Origin of the sequence: Halomonas sp. SpR8 (assembly GCF_031010195.1) — a bacterium.
Classification (GTDB): domain Bacteria; phylum Pseudomonadota; class Gammaproteobacteria; order Pseudomonadales; family Halomonadaceae; genus Vreelandella.
Map to the genome: position 1 here is coordinate 100115 of NZ_JAUAMC010000006.1, position 19911 is coordinate 120025.

The 19911-nt window shown below is 53.9% G+C and carries 18 protein-coding genes; 11 read left to right on the top strand and 7 right to left on the bottom strand.

Features of this window, described 5'->3' with window-relative positions:
* Nucleotides 1-79: 79 nt before the first annotated feature.
* From QT230_RS13200 to QT230_RS13215, 4 genes are read left to right on the top strand one after another with little or no spacing between them, the layout of a single operon-like run.
* Entirely contained in the window at nt 80-838 is a 759-nt protein-coding gene (locus tag QT230_RS13200) for a GntR family transcriptional regulator (RefSeq protein ID WP_308322329.1), read from the top strand.
* A gap of 56 nt (nt 839-894) precedes the next feature.
* A complete protein-coding gene (locus tag QT230_RS13205; protein WP_308322330.1) occupies nt 895-1857 on the top strand; it encodes a tripartite tricarboxylate transporter substrate binding protein in 963 nt (320 codons plus the stop codon).
* 28 nt (nt 1858-1885) lie between these two features.
* On the top strand, nt 1886-2335 hold the full coding sequence (locus QT230_RS13210; RefSeq protein ID WP_308322331.1) for a tripartite tricarboxylate transporter TctB family protein: 450 nt from the start codon (nt 1886-1888) through the stop codon (nt 2333-2335).
* A gap of 15 nt (nt 2336-2350) precedes the next feature.
* Entirely contained in the window at nt 2351-3841 is a 1491-nt protein-coding gene (locus tag QT230_RS13215; RefSeq protein ID WP_308322332.1) for a tripartite tricarboxylate transporter permease, read from the top strand.
* A gap of 162 nt (nt 3842-4003) precedes the next feature.
* On the opposite strand, the gene QT230_RS13220 is transcribed toward QT230_RS13215, so the two are convergent.
* From QT230_RS13220 to QT230_RS13230, 3 genes are all read right to left on the bottom strand, one after another.
* Nucleotides 4004-4435: an acetyltransferase gene (locus QT230_RS13220; RefSeq protein WP_308322333.1), complete on the bottom strand. Its 432-nt coding sequence runs from the start codon at nt 4433-4435 to the stop codon at nt 4004-4006.
* 90 nt (nt 4436-4525) lie between these two features.
* Nucleotides 4526-4966 (bottom strand): GNAT family N-acetyltransferase, encoded by a 441-nt coding sequence (locus QT230_RS13225; RefSeq protein WP_308322334.1) that lies wholly within the window; start codon nt 4964-4966, stop codon nt 4526-4528.
* Between the two features lie 333 nt (nt 4967-5299).
* Nucleotides 5300-6154, bottom strand: a complete 855-nt coding sequence (locus QT230_RS13230; RefSeq protein WP_308322335.1) for a sensor domain-containing diguanylate cyclase — start codon at nt 6152-6154, stop codon at nt 5300-5302.
* 293 nt (nt 6155-6447) lie between these two features.
* On the opposite strand from QT230_RS13230, the gene QT230_RS13235 reads away from it, so the two are divergent.
* The 4 genes from QT230_RS13235 (at nt 6448) to QT230_RS13250 (ending at nt 11088) form a co-directional block, all read left to right on the top strand.
* Entirely contained in the window at nt 6448-7359 is a 912-nt protein-coding gene (locus QT230_RS13235) for a LysR substrate-binding domain-containing protein (RefSeq protein ID WP_308322336.1), read from the top strand.
* Between the two features lie 2 nt (nt 7360-7361).
* Complete coding sequence (locus QT230_RS13240; protein WP_308322337.1) at nt 7362-8270, top strand: LysR family transcriptional regulator; 909 nt, start codon at nt 7362-7364, stop codon at nt 8268-8270.
* Nucleotides 8271-8406: 136 nt separating this feature from the next.
* Nucleotides 8407-9042, top strand: a complete 636-nt coding sequence (locus QT230_RS13245) for a glutathione S-transferase (RefSeq protein WP_308322339.1) — start codon at nt 8407-8409, stop codon at nt 9040-9042.
* Nucleotides 9043-9099: 57 nt separating this feature from the next.
* On the top strand, nt 9100-11088 hold the full coding sequence (locus QT230_RS13250; protein ID WP_308322340.1) for a pyridoxamine 5'-phosphate oxidase family protein: 1989 nt from the start codon (nt 9100-9102) through the stop codon (nt 11086-11088).
* 239 nt (nt 11089-11327) lie between these two features.
* On the opposite strand, the gene QT230_RS13255 is transcribed toward QT230_RS13250, so the two are convergent.
* From QT230_RS13255 to hppD, 4 genes are all read right to left on the bottom strand, one after another.
* Entirely contained in the window at nt 11328-11900 is a 573-nt protein-coding gene (locus tag QT230_RS13255; RefSeq protein WP_308322341.1) for an exopolysaccharide biosynthesis protein, read from the bottom strand.
* Nucleotides 11901-12108: 208 nt separating this feature from the next.
* Complete coding sequence (locus QT230_RS13260) at nt 12109-13356, bottom strand: acetyl-CoA carboxylase biotin carboxylase subunit family protein (protein ID WP_374694466.1); 1248 nt, start codon at nt 13354-13356, stop codon at nt 12109-12111.
* Nucleotides 13357-14158: 802 nt separating this feature from the next.
* On the bottom strand, nt 14159-14551 hold the full coding sequence (locus QT230_RS13265; protein ID WP_308322345.1) for a Rieske 2Fe-2S domain-containing protein: 393 nt from the start codon (nt 14549-14551) through the stop codon (nt 14159-14161).
* Between the two features lie 14 nt (nt 14552-14565).
* Nucleotides 14566-15672: a 4-hydroxyphenylpyruvate dioxygenase gene (hppD, locus tag QT230_RS13270; protein WP_308322346.1), complete on the bottom strand. Its 1107-nt coding sequence runs from the start codon at nt 15670-15672 to the stop codon at nt 14566-14568.
* 128 nt (nt 15673-15800) lie between these two features.
* Here hppD and QT230_RS13275 point away from each other — a divergent pair, with 128 nt between their 5' ends.
* From QT230_RS13275 to QT230_RS13285, 3 genes are all read left to right on the top strand, one after another.
* Nucleotides 15801-16277: an Lrp/AsnC family transcriptional regulator gene (locus QT230_RS13275; RefSeq protein ID WP_308322348.1), complete on the top strand. Its 477-nt coding sequence runs from the start codon at nt 15801-15803 to the stop codon at nt 16275-16277.
* 33 nt (nt 16278-16310) lie between these two features.
* Nucleotides 16311-17873, top strand: a complete 1563-nt coding sequence (locus QT230_RS13280) for a sigma-54-dependent transcriptional regulator (RefSeq protein WP_308322349.1) — start codon at nt 16311-16313, stop codon at nt 17871-17873.
* A 330-nt stretch (nt 17874-18203) separates the two neighbouring features.
* Nucleotides 18204-19664 (top strand): sodium-dependent transporter, encoded by a 1461-nt coding sequence (locus QT230_RS13285; RefSeq protein WP_308322351.1) that lies wholly within the window; start codon nt 18204-18206, stop codon nt 19662-19664.
* Nucleotides 19665-19911 lie beyond the last annotated feature (247 nt).

Consider the following 19911-nt stretch of genomic DNA (forward strand, 5'->3'; position numbering starts at 1 on the left):
TCTAGAGAACTGGTTGACTAGAAGTATACACGGGTCTTCAATGACCTCAAGAAATCAAAGATAACCATTGGGTGACCCTATGCAATCCAGATTCACTGCTGATACGGACGGAAGATTACCTCTGTATGCCAAACTCCGCGATCAATTAGGGTCAAGGATCGCCAATGGGGAGTGGAAACCAGGCGACATGATTCCCTCGGAGAACCGTTTGGCCGAAGAGTATGGCGTTGCTTTGGCCACCATGCGGATGGCTCTGAAGCAGTTGGTCGATGAGGGGCTGTTGGATCGTCGGCGCGGCACTGGCACTTTCGTTAAGCAACCTGCTTTCCGAGCCGACCTGTTTCGCTTCTTCCATGTTCATGACGTGGACGACTCCGATATCCCCGTCATTCCAGAAAGCCGAATTCTTAACTGCCAGGAAGTCCCCCTTCCTCCTGAGGTACAGAAAGCCTTTGGGGCAGACTCGGCCAGACATTGCATAAAACTGGAGCGCGTTCGCCTCTGGTCAGGCGAACCGATGCTGTTTGAAGAGGTTTACCTACGCCTGCCCGATTTCGAAGAGCTCTTGTCGCTAAATCTAAAAGCGGTGGGCCCTTTGTTATATCCCGTATTTCTGGAGAAATTCGGGATTTTAATCTCGTCGGCCACAGACGAGCTTTCGTTCGGGATTGCTACCGAGATCAGTGCCAAGCAATTGGAACTAGCGCCAGAAGCACCGGTCGCTGTCATCCAGCGCATTGCCCGCAATCCCGCAGGCAGAGTCATCGAGTTTCGCCGCGTACACGGACGGCCTGAGCGGTTCCGCTACCGTGTCACCCTCGGCGATCAACCCGCATGAGATCACTCCTGATGCACGCCTTAACACCCTGCACTTCCAAAGAAAGGTATCTAACAATGAAAACATTACAGCTTACGTCTGTTGTTGCACTGTCAGCGTTGACCGCTATGCTTGTCATGGCTGACGACTATCCGGATCGCCCCATTGAAATTATCGTACCGGCACCCGCTGGCGGCGGCACTGACAACGTGGCACGCATGCTTAACCAGTACCTTCAGGAGGAGTTGGGAGCGTCACTGGCTGTGCTGAATGTCGCCGGGGGAGGTGGCGCTATTGGGGTGAACCAGATTGCCCGTGCCAGGCCCGATGGCTACACACTGCTCTCTACCTGGAATAGCCCTATTACCACCGTGCCGCACATGCAGCGTGTTCAGTACTCGTACGAAACATTGACCCCCATCACCAGCACTTCTCAGAGTGCCTACACCATGTGTGTAGCCCCAGACTTCCCAGCTGAAACGGGTGAGGAGTTCCTTGCGGAGCTACAGAGCAGCCCCGGTCAGTACACCTATGGTAACGACGGTGTTGGAGGAACCATGCGCTTGGCGGCAGAGCGTATTTTCGAAGCCACGGATATTGAAGCACGCCCCATTCCGTTCGGCGGCGCCGGTGAGACGCTGCAAAACTTCCTTGGGGGGCATGTGGACATCTACGGTGGCTCTATCACGCCGGTGCTCCCCTATGTAGAGGACGGCAAGGCCAAGTGTCTGCTCGTGACCTCCGCCGACGATAACGAGGCCCTCCCTCAAGCATCAGGCCTTACGGCACTCGGCCATCCTGAGCTGGAAACCGTATTGTGGCGCATGATGCTGGCACCTGAGGGCATGGATGAGCACCGCGTTAATGTCATCGCCGACGCCGTCGAAAGGGCTGTAGAGCATCCCGAGTTCCAAGCGTTCCTGGCTGCTCAAGGTGAAACACTCAACCTTGTCCGTGGTGAAACGCTTCGTGAGCGTCTGCAACTGGAAACCGAAGCGATTGGCGAGACACTCGACAAGCTTGGTCTTAAGAAAAACTAATCCATGCTGACTGGACGGTAATTTGCTCATGAACTTCAGAGATATTATCTCTGGCGTCGCCTTCCTCATCCTCGGCTGTACGGTGGTCTGGGTGGGGAATGGCTTTGATGCCGGCGCAGCTTACGTACCTATGGGGGTAGGCATGCTGATGTGCCTTTTCTCACTTCCTTTAATCTTTAAAGGCGTTAGGCAGACGCTGGGAGCAAGTGAATCGAGCAGTATCGCGACCCCCTTAATTGATCACCCTGGACGGTTTATGGCGACAGTCGCCTGTTGCCTGATCTATTACCTGGCCATGCCAACGGTGGGTTTCTACTCCACTAGCACGCTGTTCATCATGCTACTGGCGCTGGTGCTCGGTGAAAGGCGCCCCAGCGTGGTTCTAGGTATTACGGTGGGCTTCATCATCCTGTTATATGGGCTGTTTGCGATCGTGCTGAAACGGCCCTTGCCCGTCGAATTTTTCCTGGTTTCCTAAATAGGGTGACACGCTATGTTTGATTCCCTGTTCAACGCTCTCCCCGTAGTCCTGCAGCTTGGCTCCCTGGTCAGTCTGTTAGTGGGTACGCTGGTGGGCATTTTGATCGGCGCCCTACCGGGGCTCAATCCGGTGATGGCCATCGCTCTTATGCTTCCCCTGACCTATGGCTTTGATCCTGTGATCGCTTTAGGGTTGGTAGCAGGTATCTACAATGGCTCGATGTACGGTGGCGCCATTCCGGCCATCTTACTAAAAATCCCGGGAACGCCAGCGGCCATCGCGACGACCTTCGATGGTTACCCCATGACACGCAACGGGCAGGGCGGGCTGGCCCTCAAGACGGCGTGCTGGTCGTCAGCCGTTGGGGGAATTGTCAGCGCCATAGCGCTAATGACGCTAGCTCCTCTGTTGGCACAGGTCACCCTCGCTTTTGGGCCCACCGAGTATTTTTGGGTGGCCGTGTTTGGTCTGGTAAGCATCGCCGTGTTGGTGGGCAGTGATATCAGCAAGGGCATGCTCAGCGCTCTGTTTGGCATTATCATCGGACTGGTGGGGGTCGACACCATCAGCGGCATGGAGCGTTACACTTTCGGATCGCTCTACCTCAGCGGTGGGTTCGACCTGATCATTGTGCTGATTGGCCTCTACGCGATTCCGCCAGTGCTGGAAATGGCCGAGAAACGCAACGCCACCTACTACGATGAAGGTAGCTTCAAAGTCGATGCGACTGGGAATGCACTGACATTGATACGTCAGCACTGGCGCACTTGGACGCGCTCATCGCTGATAGGCGTCAGTGTGGGCATTTTGCCAGGTGCTGGCGGTAACCTAGCAGCCTTGCTGAGTTATAACGAAGCGAAGCGCAAGTCCGCTAACCCTGACTCTTTCGGTACTGGCAACCCGGTGGGGGTTGCCGCAGCGGAATCAGGCAACAGTGCCGACAATGCTTCGGCGATGATTCCTTCCTTAACGCTAGGGATTCCGGGTAATTTAGTCGCTGCACTGGTACTCGGTGCGCTGATGATTCATGGACTCCAGCCCGGACCACAACTGTTTACGAAGTCGCCTGATGTGGTCTTCGGCTTTATGTGGCAGATGCTGCTAACAGCGATGCTACTTCTGCTACTGGGCGGCATGGTCGCTACCCGCCTGTTCGCCCAGGTGTTGCGTATGCCGACCGCCCTGTTGGTTCCCACAACCTTGGTGCTAATGGCGGTGGGGGTGTATACCGTCAAAGGCAACATGACGGATCTGTATGTCATGTTAGGCTTTGGGCTGCTCGGCTATCTACTCCATCGCCTCGCCTTCCCCCTTGCTCCCGTAGTGCTGGGAGTGCTGTTAGGGCCAATGGCGGAACAAAATCTACGCTTGGCAATGCTGCTCTCTCAAGACGACGTGAGCTCCCTATTCGTTCGACCTATCTCGCAGGGAATTATCGCGCTACTGTTGTTGGTCGTATTTTCACAGGTTTGGAAAAAGCTAAGGAAAGGTCGTCAGGGTTAATGGTGGATAGCAGTCAGGCGGCATTCCGGTGTGAATGCCGGTATCGGCCAAGAACGGTCTTTTAGGTGTCACTGATATAGCGCTTTAAAGCCGCCAGAATGCGCGGCTTTGTAGTGAAGCCGCAGCGAAAAAGACGTTGCCTTGGCTGGCCTTGTTAAATTTTTATAACGCCATATGCAACAGCGGATAGGCTTTACCCTGCCCATCGACTGGGGAGCGCCCCGTCACTTTAAAACCAATATGCTGGTAAAAACCTAGCGCCTGCTCATTTTGTTCGTTTACATCGACTTTTGTCGCCCCCTGCTCTTTGAGAGCAGGGGCCGCCAACATTGCACCAATGCCTTTTCCGCGAACATCAGGTGAAATAAACAACATTTCAATATTACCGTCATGCACGCCGCAGAATCCCTGTATTTCACCATTGCTGTTTTTAGCGCACCTTAAATCAACAGCGTCAAAGTACTGCTTCAGAATTAACGGCTTTAATTCTTGTAGATAATCTTCAGCTAAGAAGTCGTGGGTTGCTCTGACCGATGCCTCCCAGATTTCTATCAGCTTAAGGTGATCTGCTTTTTCTACGATCTCAATATTCATCACTAAACCCAATTGAAAGTTTAACGCCCGGAATAAACGGCCGAGTGAAACGAGGTCCGGCGATCGCAGGGAGCATATTTGATGGCTTTGTTAAGCATTGAACCGTACCTGATATCCTTGCTTGCTCGCGCTAAAGCCTGCTGACTCGTAGAAACTATGGGTTGCAGGGTCTTTGGAGCCAGTCATGAGCGCCGCTTTATAGCAACCAGCTTGCTGTGCGAATTCCATTGCATACTCAAGGACAGCTTTTCCTATACCCTGATTTCGGTGACTCTTGGAAACAATTACGTTTTCTATGATCGCGTATGGGCGGCCACACCAACTCAGGTTTGCGCAAACGTTTACGGTACAAGTGCCGACCATATCCCTGGTGGAAAAAGCACCGACTACACACCCGCCGCTTTCCAGTATAGCGTTGTAAATGCTGCGCATGTCTTCATCCGATGGCCTTGGCGAACGAGGTCGATCATATTCATCGATCAGGTCTAGAACGCCTCCAATTTCTTTCTGCTCAACCTGGCGAATATCCATAGTGAATCTCTGCATGCCCAACAGGTATTAGACTGCCCATCTTATGATTGGATGAACTTGGCGGCACGTTCATCCGACAAATGCAGTCTGCGAAATATGATCTAAGTCATTGATATTAATGGTTTGTAATTTAAAATAGGCTGTATATCAAAATTTCGCGCGCCTGCTGCATTATTCGGCACTTCAGCTAAGGGGCGTTAGCGGCATTTACACCCAACATCGATGCTTTGTCATATTCGTTCGTATACCTGATTATTTTCCCATTAATTTAGACTAGCACAGGCTGCTTAAGTGGGCTGCGGATCAATAGTGGTTTTCCGCAAGCTGGCTACCTTAACGGCTGTGTCTTTTGATCTGATACATATGGCTATCGGCGTGGCTTAGCAGGGAATCGGCGTCTTTTCCATCTGCGGGGTAACAGGCCACACCGATACTGCAGGATGGCATGTGCACATCGCCAAATTCAGGGCCCAGCGGCGCGCTGATAACCATCATTATTTGCGCTACCTTTTCCGCAACGGCATTTGCCGACTTGATATCCGTCAATAGAACCGTGAATTCATCTCCGCCCATCCGGGCCACCGTGTCTGCTTCTCGTACACAGCCTTCCAGCCGTCGTGCCACCGTGCAGAGTACTCGGTCACCTGCAGCATGCCCATGAACATCATTGATGTCTTTAAAGTCATTAATGTCCAGAAACAGCAACGCCAGGTTGCTCTGGTAGCGATGGGCCACACTCAGGCCAGAAATCAGCCGATTATAGAATAGCGCTCGGTTGGGCAGTTTTGTCAGTGGATCATGGTGGGCGAGATAGCGTAATTCCTCCTCGGCCTGCATAAGCGCCGTGACGTTTCGCGCGACACCGATCCGTACGCCCTCGTCCTCGTACCAGCGGGCAGACCACAGGATATGCACGATACCACCGTCCTTGCGGATGTAGCGGTTGCGGAAATCGACGTGGGGCTTGCCGTCCATTACGCGGACAATGGAGTCCCGAGTGGCTGCTAAATCGTCAGGATGCATGTACTGGGTGATCTGGGTGCCAATCAACTCGCAGGATACATAACCGAGCAGTGACTCACAGGCATCGCTCACAAAGAGGATTTGGTCGTCTACATCGACCACGAAGACGGTGTCCAGCATCAGGTGAATCAGCTTAGGGTAGAGCGCTTGCAGGTCAACGGCCATAGGCGGGAGTCATCCGGTAATAAACACACTGAAAACGCTGGGAACCCTGTTAGCCAAAAGCACCTGAGATGACGTGCTGAACAATCTTGTTGATTCGTTTAGCCTAGCATAGGCGGCCTAAGTGAGCTGATGTCTGTATGCGCTCCTTTTCAACGTTCTAGCTCAAACTAAAGCATGATAAAGCTCTACGATATGTAACCTCTTAGCGGCTGTGTAGAATATCGTTAGTGCTCCCTATAGCTATTCTCATAACTATTCTTATAGCTATTTTTATAACTACTCCTGGAGCTGCCTTGGATAGATTCGAAGAGATGCGTGTGTTTGCGGCGGTGGCTCAGCTAGAGAGTTTTTCGGTTGCCGCGCGGCAGCTTGAACTGTCGCCTCCTCGGGTGACTCGGGCGGTGGCGGCGCTTGAAGCACGCCTGGGCGTTGCGTTGTTACAGCGCACTACGCGGCAGGTACACGTGACGGAGGCGGGGCGTCGTTATCTGGAGGATGCTCAGCAGGTGCTTGCGCAGCTTTCCGAGGCCGAGGCCGCCGCGTCCGGTAGCTATCTCACCCCACGTGGTCTTTTAAACGTGACCGCGCCGGTGCTGTTTGGTGAGTACTTCGTTACCCCGCAAATCGTCGCTTATCTGGATCAATACCCGGAGGTGCAGGTGCGCGCCGAATTGATCGATCGGCCGGTTAACCTGCAGGAGGAGGGCGTCGATGTGGCGGTGCGCATCGGGCATGTGCCTGAGGATTGCCAACACTTGACCGTGCCGGTTGGTGAAGTGCGCCAAGTGGTTTGCGCCAGCCCCGAGTGGTTAGCCCAATACGGTGAACCAACACATCCCCTTGAACTGGAAACGCTGCCCACGGTGGTAGCTGAAGGCGGCAACTTGAGTGGCCACTGGTGGTTTGAGGAGGAGGGCAAGCGCATTGAGGTAACGCCCTCGCCACGGCTGCGCATCAGCGCTATTCACGCGGCGTTAACGGCGGCCGAGGCGGGTGCCGGGCTTACGCGGCTATTGTCTTACCAGGTGGCTGCCAGTGAAGCTGAAGGTAGGGTACAGCGAGTGTTAACGCGCTTCGAGCCAGTGGCCATTCCTATCAATATTTGGGTAACGGCAGGCCGTGGGCGCGCTGCCAGCGTGCGCACCTTCGTTGATTTTCTTGCCGAGCGGCTGCGTGCCGACCCGGCGCTCGCCTACCGCAGCTGACCATGGCGCTCTCCCCTGAATCGCCGCTGCACTTTGAGGCCATAATGGCGCTATCTGCCGTCGCCAGGCACGGCAGCGTGCAAGCTGCGGCTGAAGCGAGTAGCGTGTCAGCGCCCAAGCTCCATCGCCTGCTGCGAGCTCAGGAGCAGCGCCTGGGTGTCGCATTGATCACTACCTCGGCCAGGGGGAGTACATTGACGGCGGCGGGCGAGCGTTTGCGCGAACACGCCGCCCCGCTGATCCACGCGGTAACCGACGCCGAAACCAGCGCGCGTCAGGAGCACCGCGAGCTTAACGGCACGCTACGCTTGCAGGCGCCCCAGACGTTGATAGAACCCCTCCTGCTGCCGCTGTTGCTGCGGTTGCAAGCGCAGCACCCCGTATTGAAGGTCTGCCTGCTGGCCGATGAGCACCCCCATCGAGTTGGAACGCAAGCACCGCCGCACCTTCACCTGATGCGCGGGCCACTGCCTGCCGCCGTTTACGCCAGGCAGCTGGGCGATTTGCGCATTGGCTTATTTGCCAGCCCCCGCTATCTAAATAAGGCAGGGCGGCCGGATAGCCTGAGTAGCCTGGCCCGCCACGCGCTTATTCACTGCTCACAGGAGGGGCTGGCGCCCGTTTGGCGGTTGGCTGGAGGCCAATCCCTGCGCTTTGAACCGAGGCTGACCATTAGCACATCTAGTGCCGCGCTGCGGGCCGCCATTGAGGGGGCGGGTATCGTATGCTGCTATCAGCTAGAGGCGCGCCGGGCTTGCCAGCAGGGGCTGCTCGAACCTGTCGCTGAATCACTCTGGCCAGCGGCGCACTCCCTGGCGTTGACCTACGCCCTTGGCATACGGGCACCTGCCAGCGTTATGGCATTTTTGGAACTCGCGACCCCCTGGCTGCGGCAGCAGTTAGCCGACTGATTATTTCATTCAGCGCAATTTTCTGTTGTTCAAAATCACTATTCTTGCGCTTCTTGTTTTCGCTCAGGATAGGCAACGTCACTAAACGGCTTTGACGTTCGCCGGTCCTTAAACAGCTAATTCAGGGAGCCAACCCATGTCCAACGCTATCAAGGTTTATCGCCACCCGCTTTCCGGTCATTGCCACCGTATCGAGCTGATGCTTTCGCTGCTTGGCTTGCCCGCCACTTTTATTGAAGTCGATCTCGCTGCGGGCGAGCACAAAGCGCCGCCTTTCCTGAATTTGAACGCCTTCGCACAGGTGCCGGTGCTCGATGATCAGGGGGTAATCCTGGCGGATTCCAATGCCATTCTGGTCTATCTGGAGCGCCGCTATGGTTCTGGGCAGGGCGCTGGCCGCTGGCTGCCGGACGATCCGCTGATTCAAGCCCAGGTGCAGCGCTGGCTTTCCGTGGCGGCAGGGCCTTTGGCGAACTCCGCTATGAAGGCGCGCTTGGTGACGGTCTTTAATGCTCCGTTCGAACCTGAACCGCTGATTGCCGATGCTCACGCGCTGTTTGAAATTATCGATGCTCACTTGGCTGATCAGCCCTTCCTGGCGGGAGAGCAGGCCACGCTGGCGGAGGTTTCGCTCTACAGCTATATCGCTCACGCCCCCGAAGGCAATGTGTCGCTGGAACCCTACCCGCATATCCGTGCATGGCTGCAGCGTATCGAAGCGCTGGCAGGCTTTGTGCCTATGGCGGTTACCCAAGTAGGCCTGGTGAACTGAGCTGACTGACACAACGCCTTAACACGGAGCGGGCGATCTGCCCGCCAGGAGTCGAGAGTGGAAAACGCCGTCACTATCAGCCCGTGGCACGCGGGCGAGCTTGCCCTACAGCGCGTGGTCGGGGTGGAGCAACAGATGGCGCAGATTGGCAGCAAGGTGATGCGGCCCTTTCTAACGCCTCAGCTGCAGCACTTTTTTCCTCAACTGCCGTTTGTGGCTGCGGCCGCGGAGGACAGTGACGGCTGGCCGTGGATCACGCTGCTGGAGGGGGCGCCGGGGTTCGTTCAGGCTTCTGACGAAACACGGCTTGATCTCGCCGTAACGCCGCCTGCAGATGACCCCCTTATACCGCTGCTTACCAGCGGTGCTAGCCTGGGGCTGCTGGGTATCGAGCTACCCACGCGCCGGCGTAATCGGGTCAATGGCGTGTTGCGGGGTTCAGCAGGTCAATGGCAGCTAGAAGTCGTTCACGCCTTCGGCAACTGCCCGCAGTACATTCATGACTGGTCGGCAATGAGGTCGGTGCAGCCCCAGCCGGGCCCCGTGCTAACCCTGCGCGATGCGACCCTCGATCAGTTGCCAGAGCCGTTGCTGGCGCATATTGATCGGGCGTTAACGGCTTTTGTGGGCAGTTATGCGCGTACCGACCAGGGTGTGCAGGTGGACGCCTCCCATCGCGGTGGGCAAGCTGGGTTTATTCGCCGCCAGGGGGCTGATCTGATCCTGCCTGATTTTGCAGGCAATCAGTTCTTCAACACCCTGGGCAACGTGCTGGCCAGCGGTCGCGCTGCATTGGTAATACCTGATTTTGTCAGCGGCGATGTGCTGCACCTCTCCGGTGAAGCGCGGCTGGTGGACGAGGAGAGCGCTGGGGCGCGTTATCCCGGCGCTGAACGCTACTGGTGTTTAACGCCGCGGCATATCGTGTGGCGACCGGGGGCCTTGCGCTGGCGTAGTCATGCAGGTGCAGTAGCCGTTGAGGCTGAACCCCATGGGCCCTGGCAGGCGCTTGCGCCTTCCGCTCTACAGCGTGTTCAGGTGACCGCCGTGGTGGAGGAGACACCCGAGATTCGCTCTTTCTACTTGCAGAGTTGTCAGCAGGGCATAGCGCTGGCTCCTTTTGAAGCTGGGCAGTTCATCACGCTGCGTGTGCCGCGTCTGGATGGCACGTCGCTGGTGCGCAGCTATACGCTATCCGGCAGTCGCCGCGAAAAGAGCTACCGCATCAGTATCAAGGCAGACGGCGAAGGCTCGCGTTACTTGCACAAGGCGTTGAAGGTGGGCTCAGAGCTAGCCGTCAGCCAACCAACGGGTTCGTTTACAGCGGCGGCCAGCGGGGGGGAGCGCGCCCACTGGGTGCTACTGGGCGGCGGCATCGGTATTACGCCGTTAGTCAGCCTGGCCCATGAGTTAACCGCTGCAGGCCGTGGCCCGGTGACGTTAGTTCAGAGCGTTCGCGCTATGGCTGAGGCGCCTTTCGGTGAGGAACTGCTCGACCTTGAGCGGAGGGGGCTGCGTTTACGGCGCCACGTAACGGGTGCTGCGACTGCTCGAAAAGAGTGGATGGCTGGTCGGGTGTCGCTGGCACGTGTTCTTAGTGAACAGGTCTTCAGCGAGCAGGCGCTTGCCGAGGTGCAGCTCTACCTGTGTGGCCCCGCAGCTTTTGTTCAGCGCTACCATCAGGAGGCGTTAGAGCTCGGGCTATCAGCCGCGCAGATACACACGGAAGCGTTTGGCCCTTCAGCGCTGGCACAAGCGTTTACAGTGCCCGCCGCAGAACAGGCGGTAGAAGTTAGCTTTGCCAATTCAAACGTCGCCACCCACTGGCAGCCGGGCGAAAGCCTGTTAGAAACCGCCGAGAAAGCTGGGCTTCAGCCTGCCTATGGATGCCGCAGCGGCAGCTGTGGCGAGTGCGCCTGCACGCTGGCGCAGGGGGAGGTTTCCTACCCAGATGGAATATCAGCGCCAGAGGGTAAAATCCTGCTGTGCAGCGCCCGCCCAGCGGCGCACTCGGGGAGGATAGCCATTACGCTGCCCAACGGTTAATTGCGCCTCAATCGATTAGAAGGTTCTCGATTAGACGGTTCCTGGGTAGGCACCGCCACCGAGCAGGATGTTCTGGCCGGATCTGTTTCGGCTAGGCAGTTTGCGGAGACGCGAGAAATGACGTCAGATTTTTCGTATATCGTGGCGTAACGTCGATCACGCAGCTGATTAACGATAGTCTTTCTGTAAAAAACAGAGGTAAAAAACAGGGGTAAGAAACAGAGATAAGGGCCTGCTCATCACAGTAAGTTGACGGCGATAAGCGAGAAGGTGGCGCTGAAGATAATAATCGCCAATAGGGCGAGTAACCCGTCATGGGCCATCAGCGAAAGTCCTAGTATCAGTAAAGACAGCCCGGCGGCTGACGAAGAGAAAGGCACCAGTTCCATAAACGGCATAAAAAAGCCGACGACGACACACAGCGCGGCAATTGCATAGCTGCCGCCCCTATGCACTAGGAAGGTTAATCTTGGTTTAAGAATTCGGTCTATGCCCCGCGCAGGCTTACTAAGCCAAGCGAGTGCTTTTTGGAGTTTACTATGCTCAATCGAGCGGTTGAGGATGAAGTGGGGCAACCATAAGTTTTTGCGACCGATCAGCATTTGTACGGCTACTAACAATACGAACGACCCCATAAAGAACGACATGCCAGGTATGCCGCTAAGCGGTGAAAATAGCGTGATACCGATCAGCATCAATAGCGGCCCAAAAGAACGGCTGCCGATAGAATCGATGACCATCTCGATAGAGACGCGTTCGTTTTGATGTGCCAGATCGCCAACTCGATCAAGGAGCTGTTCAAGCTTTTGCAACGGATTCCTCCATCCCCTGCTGCCATTTAGCGCCACAGGGCTATGCTCTGTGGCGGGTCGAACCCAGTCTGCGCCAGGATCGCTAAGCCCATCAGGCTGGCAGATTACGTACTGACAAATAAAAGGGCGCGTCTATTAGCTTAGGGGGTTGAGGCCCCCAGATACTGATAGACGCGCCCACAGTGCAGCGTATTACGCTCATGAACCTCTAGACGTAGAAATCCAGATCCTCTTGCGCTTTCAACAGATCGCGCATAACGATGGGGTCGTCACCGAAGAAGAAGAGTAAGCCCCAGTGAGTACCGAAGGCCGAGCGGTCAGGCACCGTCTCTTCCGTTGGCGCCACAAGTTCATGCGACTCGAAGTAAGGGTGCTCAATCGTTTCTTTGGGCATTTCCAGCTTGCTAACCACACGACGGCGAGGATAAACCCCAAAGCAACCGGCGTAGCCTTTCGCATCGACCACTTCGCGGGGGAAGAAGGCGGCGACTTCCTCTTTCGTGCTTTTCGGATCGAACACCAGCATTGACGCTTGATAGGCGTTAAAACCATAGGCTTTTTCGATCAGCTCAAACGCTTTAAAGCCGGGTGGGCGGTAGGCAACCTCGCCAAAGTACATCTCACCATCCGCCGTGACGAAGTATTCGGGGTGAATCAAACCGAATTTGATATCGAACGTTTTGACCAACAGTTCGATCTGCTTGGTAATCGCGTTGCGCCAGCTCTCAAGTTCTGCCGTGGCGGGTACGAAGACCGAATAGCCCAGCGTCACGTATTCCGAAATATTCAGGAACTGAATTTTGCCATCATGGATCCAGGCTTCAACGGCAAACTCCCAGCCGCTCAGGTGGCTTTCCATCAGCAGTGGGTATTCTTCGTCCGGAATATGGTCGATTTCTTCGACCGTGCGGATCATGCGGTGACCGAGGCAACCGGCTTTGTCGAATGCCTTGACGTGAATCGGGTCGTCCGGGTCGCCATCAAGTTTGAGCAGCGTTTGGTTGACGCGCTTCATGAAGCGAACGATGTCTTCTTTTTCGTGGGCTTCTTCAAAAATCCCGACGCGAATGCCGCCAAGCTGTGCGCGGCGCTTCATCAGGGCTTTGTCGCGGAAAAGAATGGACTGTCCGTACATGCGCGGGCTGTCGAGGAGAACGGAGTTGATCGCACCGGACCACTCAACGGTTTCTTCGAACAGCGGGATGGCGACATCCACGCCTTCTTCTTTCAGCTGTACGGCGATCTCAATGGATCGGTCGTTCAAGCGGATAAAGTCCCATGGCATGAAAGGAATGTTGTTCGCCGTACAGAAATCAGCGGCCCACTCCGGAGCAACCACGATGTAGCGGCGGTCAAATTTTTGCGCTGCCTTGATCGCGTTGACGCTCCAGCCGAGCAGGGCGATATAACCTTTGTTCGGATCTTTGGGGGTCTCGGTGCCTTTGACCGAGTCCATTTCCGGATCGCGCCAGGCCGCGACTGCTTCGGGTAATTGCTTTTCTGATGTAATCGACATTCAATGTCCTCCTTGCCGGTTGACCCAAATTAACTACGTAGAGGTCGGAGCGCACCAAGTGAGCTAAGTCGTAGTCATTTTGTTCAGGAGCGTTTGGGCCAACCACCAGTAGAAAAGTTTTTGCGCACCCGTGTAACTAAACTAGTCGATGCGGTTACAAATGGCAATTAAACTGTAGAATTACTGTTGAATAACTGTAGAAGTTTTGCTATTGCTTGTGGATTAATTATTGCCTCCACTAATCGGAAGTAAAAGCAGTGTTTCCTCATATAGTTTATTCGTAGAGCGGGAGAAGAACTATCATTAAGCTGCTTACTTATATATTTAGGTTAAATGAATCCATTAACAGCTTTTTATCTATCGCAATAAACTCACTGGCTTCATTTATTGCACTTGCTCATTAACGTCGCTATGTTTGGTTTGCAGGGTTGACATCTTTGAGTTTCGATGTAAGCAGGTGCTAAACCCAACAAACTGATATAGCGGTTGGCGAAAGTGCTATAACAAGAGGTGTCTACCCATGAGCCCTTTTGCAAAACCATCATATGATGAATGGCAAGCTAATCTGTGTGCCGTTTGTGGCAGTTTTGAAACCCATCCCCCAAAAGGTGGGGTTCGACAGCATCCTGAGGCGGTAACGCTTCACCCTGCTCGATATTCGGCTGAGATAGTTGTGGATTTTTTATTCGCCTCTATTAAGATTGTCAGATGTTTAGCTAGAGATATGAGGGTAAGTTATAACTTATTGGTGAATGTTTTTAAGGTTTTCTATGGTGACACATAAGTTGCCTGCTAGATCTTCAAATACAGGTATGGCGTCAAGTTTATCACAGCCGCCTGTTAAGCAGTCTCCCGTTTTAATGTCAAACGCTGCCCCATGCGCACTGCATAGAAAACGGTGCCCATCTGATGAAACGATACTGTCCGATCGATAGTTTAAAGGTAAATATTGGTGAGGACAGGCATTGACGTAGCAATAAATCGTGCCATTTATACGTGCTGCAATGACTGGGAAAGATCCATTGCTGCTCATTATTTCCATGCAGCGTGCTTTGCCTTCTGGTATAGCGCTGGAAGGGCAAATAATAGCCCCCTCTTGGGGGGCATTTTCATAGTTACGCCAAGCGTCATGCACGGTGTGCCCTTTTACTATTCAGCGGTACTGTGCAACACGCCGCGGTTAATTTGATCCTCTTCGATGGACTCGAAAAGTGCTTTAAAATTGCCCTCTCCAAAACCATCATCGCCTTTACGCTGGATAAACTCGAAGAAGATAGGCCCAATGACCGTTTTTGAGAAAATTTGTAGCAAAATTCGGGTTTCGCCGCCGCCCACGACACCTTCGCCGTCAATCAAAATGCCACGGCTACGCAGTTTATCGAGAGGCTCCTGGTGGTCTTTAACACGCTCTAACGACTTTTCGTAATAGATGCCCGGCGGGCCAGGCATAAATTCGAGCCCCGTATCAGCGATTAAGTCAGTGCCGGAGTAGATATCGTTCGTTGCAATGGCGATATGCTGAATGCCTTCGCCGTTATATTCGCGCAAGTACTCTTCGATCTGGCTGTGATCATCGGCACTTTCGTTAATGGGTATGCGAATTTTACCATCGGGAGAAGTCAATGCACGGCTGGTAAGGCCTGTCATTTTACCGGTGATATCAAAGTAGCGTATTTCGCGGAAGTTAAAGGTGTCGTGGTAAAACTTATACCACGTGTCCATATTGCCGCGAATAACGTTATGAGTGAGGTGGTCAAGATAGTAAAAACCAGACCCTTTAGGATTAGGGTCTGCCTCATCGAACCACTCAAATTCGTTTGAATAACAGCTGCCTTTTTCGCCATACGTATCAATAAAGTAAAGCAGCGAGCCGCCAATACCAACAACTGCAGGTGCATCGATGGATTTATTGCCAGTGAACTCTTCAGCCCCTAACTCAACGGCACGTTTTAGGGCGTGCTGAGCATCAACAACGCGCCAAGCCATTGCTGGAGCACAGGGGCCGTGCGCCTCAATAAACGCTGACGCATGCGAGTTAGGCTCACTGTTAAGAAGGTAGTTGATATCGCCTTGACGATAAACGGTGATCGACTTGTCACGATGTTTTGCAACGGGAACGAAGCCCATTTGCCGAAATAAGCTATCTAATTTTTCCGGCTCGGGGTGTGCAAATTCAACAAACTCGAAGCCATCTGTGCCCGCTGGGTTTGCATCATTTATGGTTGCTTTGGGTGCGTCATGAGGGAAGGGGCCCATCGATATCTCTCCTTTATTGTCTTGTTGGGTGACAAGTTCAGTATAGGGAAGAGCCGGTACAATTAGGTTGCAAACTAACCTAAGATGCAGCCAAATAGTGCACGGTATGTGCGCAATTGGAGTGTTATATGCACGAAATTTCTTTAGATCGTTATGATCTTGCAATTTTGGCAGAGTTACAAAAGAATTCAGCCCTCACCAATTCAGAATTGGGAGAGCGCGTCAGCCTGTCTCCCTCGCAGTGCTCCCGGCGCAAAGCACGGTTAGAAGCCGAAGGTGTCATTAAGGGGTATTCGGCTAGGCTTGATGCTTCCAGCCTGGGGTTTGGGTTGCGTGCCATCACCAGAGTTAATCTCAAAGCTCATGGTGAAAGCATGGATGATGATTTTGTGACGTTACTGACGAAGCATGCCATGGTTCGTGAGGCCTATTCTGTGTCGGGAGACGCAGACTATGTGTTACATATCATCGCCAAGGATCTAACAGCGTTTTCGGACTTTATTCATCACCATTTATTACCTCATCCTAATGTCACCCAGGTTCGCTCAGAAATAATACTGCGTAGTATGAAAGAAGAGCAGGGGCTGCCAGTGAGTGGTGGCTAAGTAGCTGAGTTGGTTTTGTGCCGTGAGGGCTCTATGCGTCTTAAATTTTACTGCCAGAATCGAATCGGTATTCTTCGCGATATAGTGGCCCAGTTTGCTGACTACCGAATTAATGTCGCTCGGGGCGAGGTAGGGGGTGATCAGGGCAGTACCATCTATTTATATGTTCCAAAATTACTCAATGCGCAGCTACAGACGCTGAAACCGGTATTGGAAGCCATCCCTGGCGTGTTTGGTGTTAAGCGCGCCAGCTTGATGCCCAGCGAGCGGCGTCATTTGGAGTTGGATGCGCTGCTGTCCTCGCTTTCTGATCCAGTGATGTCGATAGATATGCAGGGCCGAATTGTGGCGGCCAATCGTATTGCTGTTCAGGTTTTAGGCGTGCGCGTTCAAGAAGTACCGGGGCTCTCACTGGATCGTTACCTTGATGAGGTGGATTTGCCCGATTTGATTCGCCGGAACAACTCACGCATCAATGGATTGCGGATCAAACTGAAAGGGGATACCTATCTGGCTGATATCGCGCCACTGCACACGGAAGATACTAAGGTTGATTCACTCGCGGGGGCGGTCGTGACGTTACATCGTGCCGACCGTATCGGTGCTCGTATTTATCAAGTGCAGCGTCAAGAACTGCGTGGCTTTGAGGCCATCTTTCAGTCGAGTGCGCGATTGGAAACTGTGCTCAACGAGGCGCGGCGTATGGCGCCCTTAGAGGCACCGTTGTTGATTGTGGGTGAAACGGGAACCGGGAAAGAGCTGGTGGCTAGAGCCTGTCATTTGGCAAGCTCCCGTGGGAAAGCGCCGTTTGTGGTGCTTAACTGTGCCGGGCTGCCTGAATCAATGGCCGAGACAGAGCTTTTCGGTTACGCCCCCGGTGCCTTCGAAGGCGCTCGGCCGGAAGGTAAGCTTGGCCTTCTGGAGCTTAACGAAGGTGGCACGGTGTTTCTTGATGAAGTCGGTGAAATGAGCCCCCGGCTGCAGACGAAACTGTTACGTTTTCTTCAAGATGGCGGCTTCCGACGCGTGGGGAGCGACGAGGAAACCTTCCTGGATGTCAGAGTGATCTGCGCCACACAACAGAATCTGACTCAGCTGTGTAACGAAGGGCTGTTTCGTCTCGATCTTTATCACCGGCTCAATGTGCTTTTGCTGCAGGTACCGCCCTTACGCGAATGCTTGGATGGAATTGAGGAATTAGCGGCCTATGTGCTGGATCGTGCGGCGCGTCAGATAGGCTGTCCTTTGCCCGAGCTTTCGCCTGCTGCGTTGGAAAAAATCATGCGCTACGACTGGCCGGGCAATGTTCGACAGCTAGAAAATGTGCTGTTCCAGGCAGTATCGCTGTGTGAAGAGAAGGCCATCCAGCCGGTGCACTTGCGCCTTCCTCACAGAGAGGAGTCGTCTGAGTTGGCTGGCATTCCATTAGAGGGAAGCTTGAGCGACATGCTGGGAGAGGTGGAAAGAAGCATCTTAACTACGCTGTATCAACAGTACCCTTCTAGCCGCCAGTTGGGAAAACGATTGGGCGTTTCGCATACAACCGTTGCCAATAAACTCAAACGTTACGGCATTGGTACTCAAGAAGACTCTTAAAAAGTCCCATGACAGGTGAATTAACTGTCACGATTTCTTTACGGGGTGTCAGAAAAATACAACGGCTGGCCCCCGCCCATCGGCATTTCCTTTCAAGTGTAACGATTAGTTTACAGTTGTATCCCGCTTATGCGAGCAGCGCCTCGACGAATGCGATTTAAGGCCATTCCTGCCCTATAACTATCCCCATAGACTCTTTATAGATTGCTCTTTATGACTGGTTGACTGCAGTTGGTTGGCTTTTATATGCAGCTGATCGCCCTTAAGTAGCTGTTCTAGCTGCTCATAATAAATAGCCTAAAAAACAATATAAATGCATAAGGTTTTCCAATGACAACGAAAAATACGCCTCCCAAGACGCTGTGGCTGGGCCGCTGGGGATTTGTACTGGCAGCCACTGGTTCTGCAGTGGGACTGGGTAATATCTGGAAGTTTCCTTACATCACTGGCGAGTTCGGGGGTGGTGCTTTCGTGCTGGTCTACCTGGCCTGTATATTGGCGGTCGGCGTCCCTATCATGATGGCTGAAATCAGCTTCGGTCGCCGTGGGCGAGGCAGCCCGGTCGACGCTATCCGCCGGGTGGTGCATGAGTCGGGCCATGGTAGCTTCTGGTCGATCTTCGGTTGGATGGCCATGATATGTGGCTTCATGATTCTGTCGTTCTACGTCGTGGTCGCGGGCTGGTCATTTTCCTATCTGTGGAAGATGCTGAGCGGAGGGCTGGCGGGTAATAGCGTCGATGACATGGCGGCAATTTTTGCCGCCAATAATGCCAACCCTTTCACGCTAGGCGCTTGGAGCACGCTGGTAACAGTCCTGACCATGTTCATCGTGGGCAAAGGCGTACAAGCCGGCATTGAAAAGAGCGTCAGTTGGATGATGCCAGGCATGGTGATCATGCTGGGTATACTGATCGGTTATGGCGCCTTTTCCGGTGGTTTTGCTGAAGCATGGTCTTTTCTGTTCTCTTTCAATACGGAAGGGTTAAGCAGTGAAGGGTTGTTAGCGGCACTGGGGCATGCCTTCTTTACCTTGTCGCTCGCCTCTGGCGCGATTCTTACCTACGGCTCTTACCTGCCAGAAGGTCACTCCATCGCGCGCACGACATTCAGCGTGGCCATTGCCGATACCGTTGTCGCACTAATGGCAGGCTTGGCTATTTTCCCGATTATTTTCGCTAACGGCATGAATCCCGGCCAAGGGCCAGGGTTGATCTTCATGAGCTTGCCATTGGCCTTCCAAGCGATGCCGTTTGGTACGCTGTTTGGCGTCCTGTTCTTTGTGATGCTATCGATGGCCGCGCTGACATCGTCGATCTCGATGATCGAAGCGACCGTGGCCTGGCTCGTGGCAAGCAAAGGAATGACGCGTAAACGGGCATCCTGGGGTGTGGGTATTGTGCTGTGGTTGGTGAGTACTTTGGCCATGCTGTCATTCAACATGGGCGCGGATTGGACGCTAGCAGGCCGGACTTTCTTCGACTGGCTGGACTACCTAACCTCCCGCTGGATGATGCCGTTAGGCGGTTTAGGTACGGCACTCATGGCAGGCTTCCTGCTGCGTACTGAAATATTCAGGCAGGAACTAGGGCTCTCCCGTACCCAGCACACGCTGTGGCTGTTTATGGTGCGTTACGTTAGCCCGTTAGGCATCGTGCTAATTTTCATCGATGCGCTGGGCCTTGCGACCCTCCAAGTAGGCACTCAGTGGCCGTGGCTGTTGGCCCTGTTGGTGCTTATCACCGTGGTGGGAGAGTTCGCTAGCCCGCGGCTGCGTCACCAAGCTTCGTAAGCCATCAGATAAGTAATTAAGAAGAGCCATCAAAGCGCTCTCATCTATAGTCGGTGGGGGCGCTTTGCGTTAGAGGGATACGTTGCTTGGGGGGTTAATCAACTCGCTTCACTGTGCCGCTAAGGCATCAAAGGCTTTGGCGTTAGGGCAATAAGCGATGGCACTTATCAAACGCGGCGCAGTAACCATGATAGTTCTTCCTCAGGTGTTCTTGATGATATCAGTACCAACCGGTAAGAGATGAATG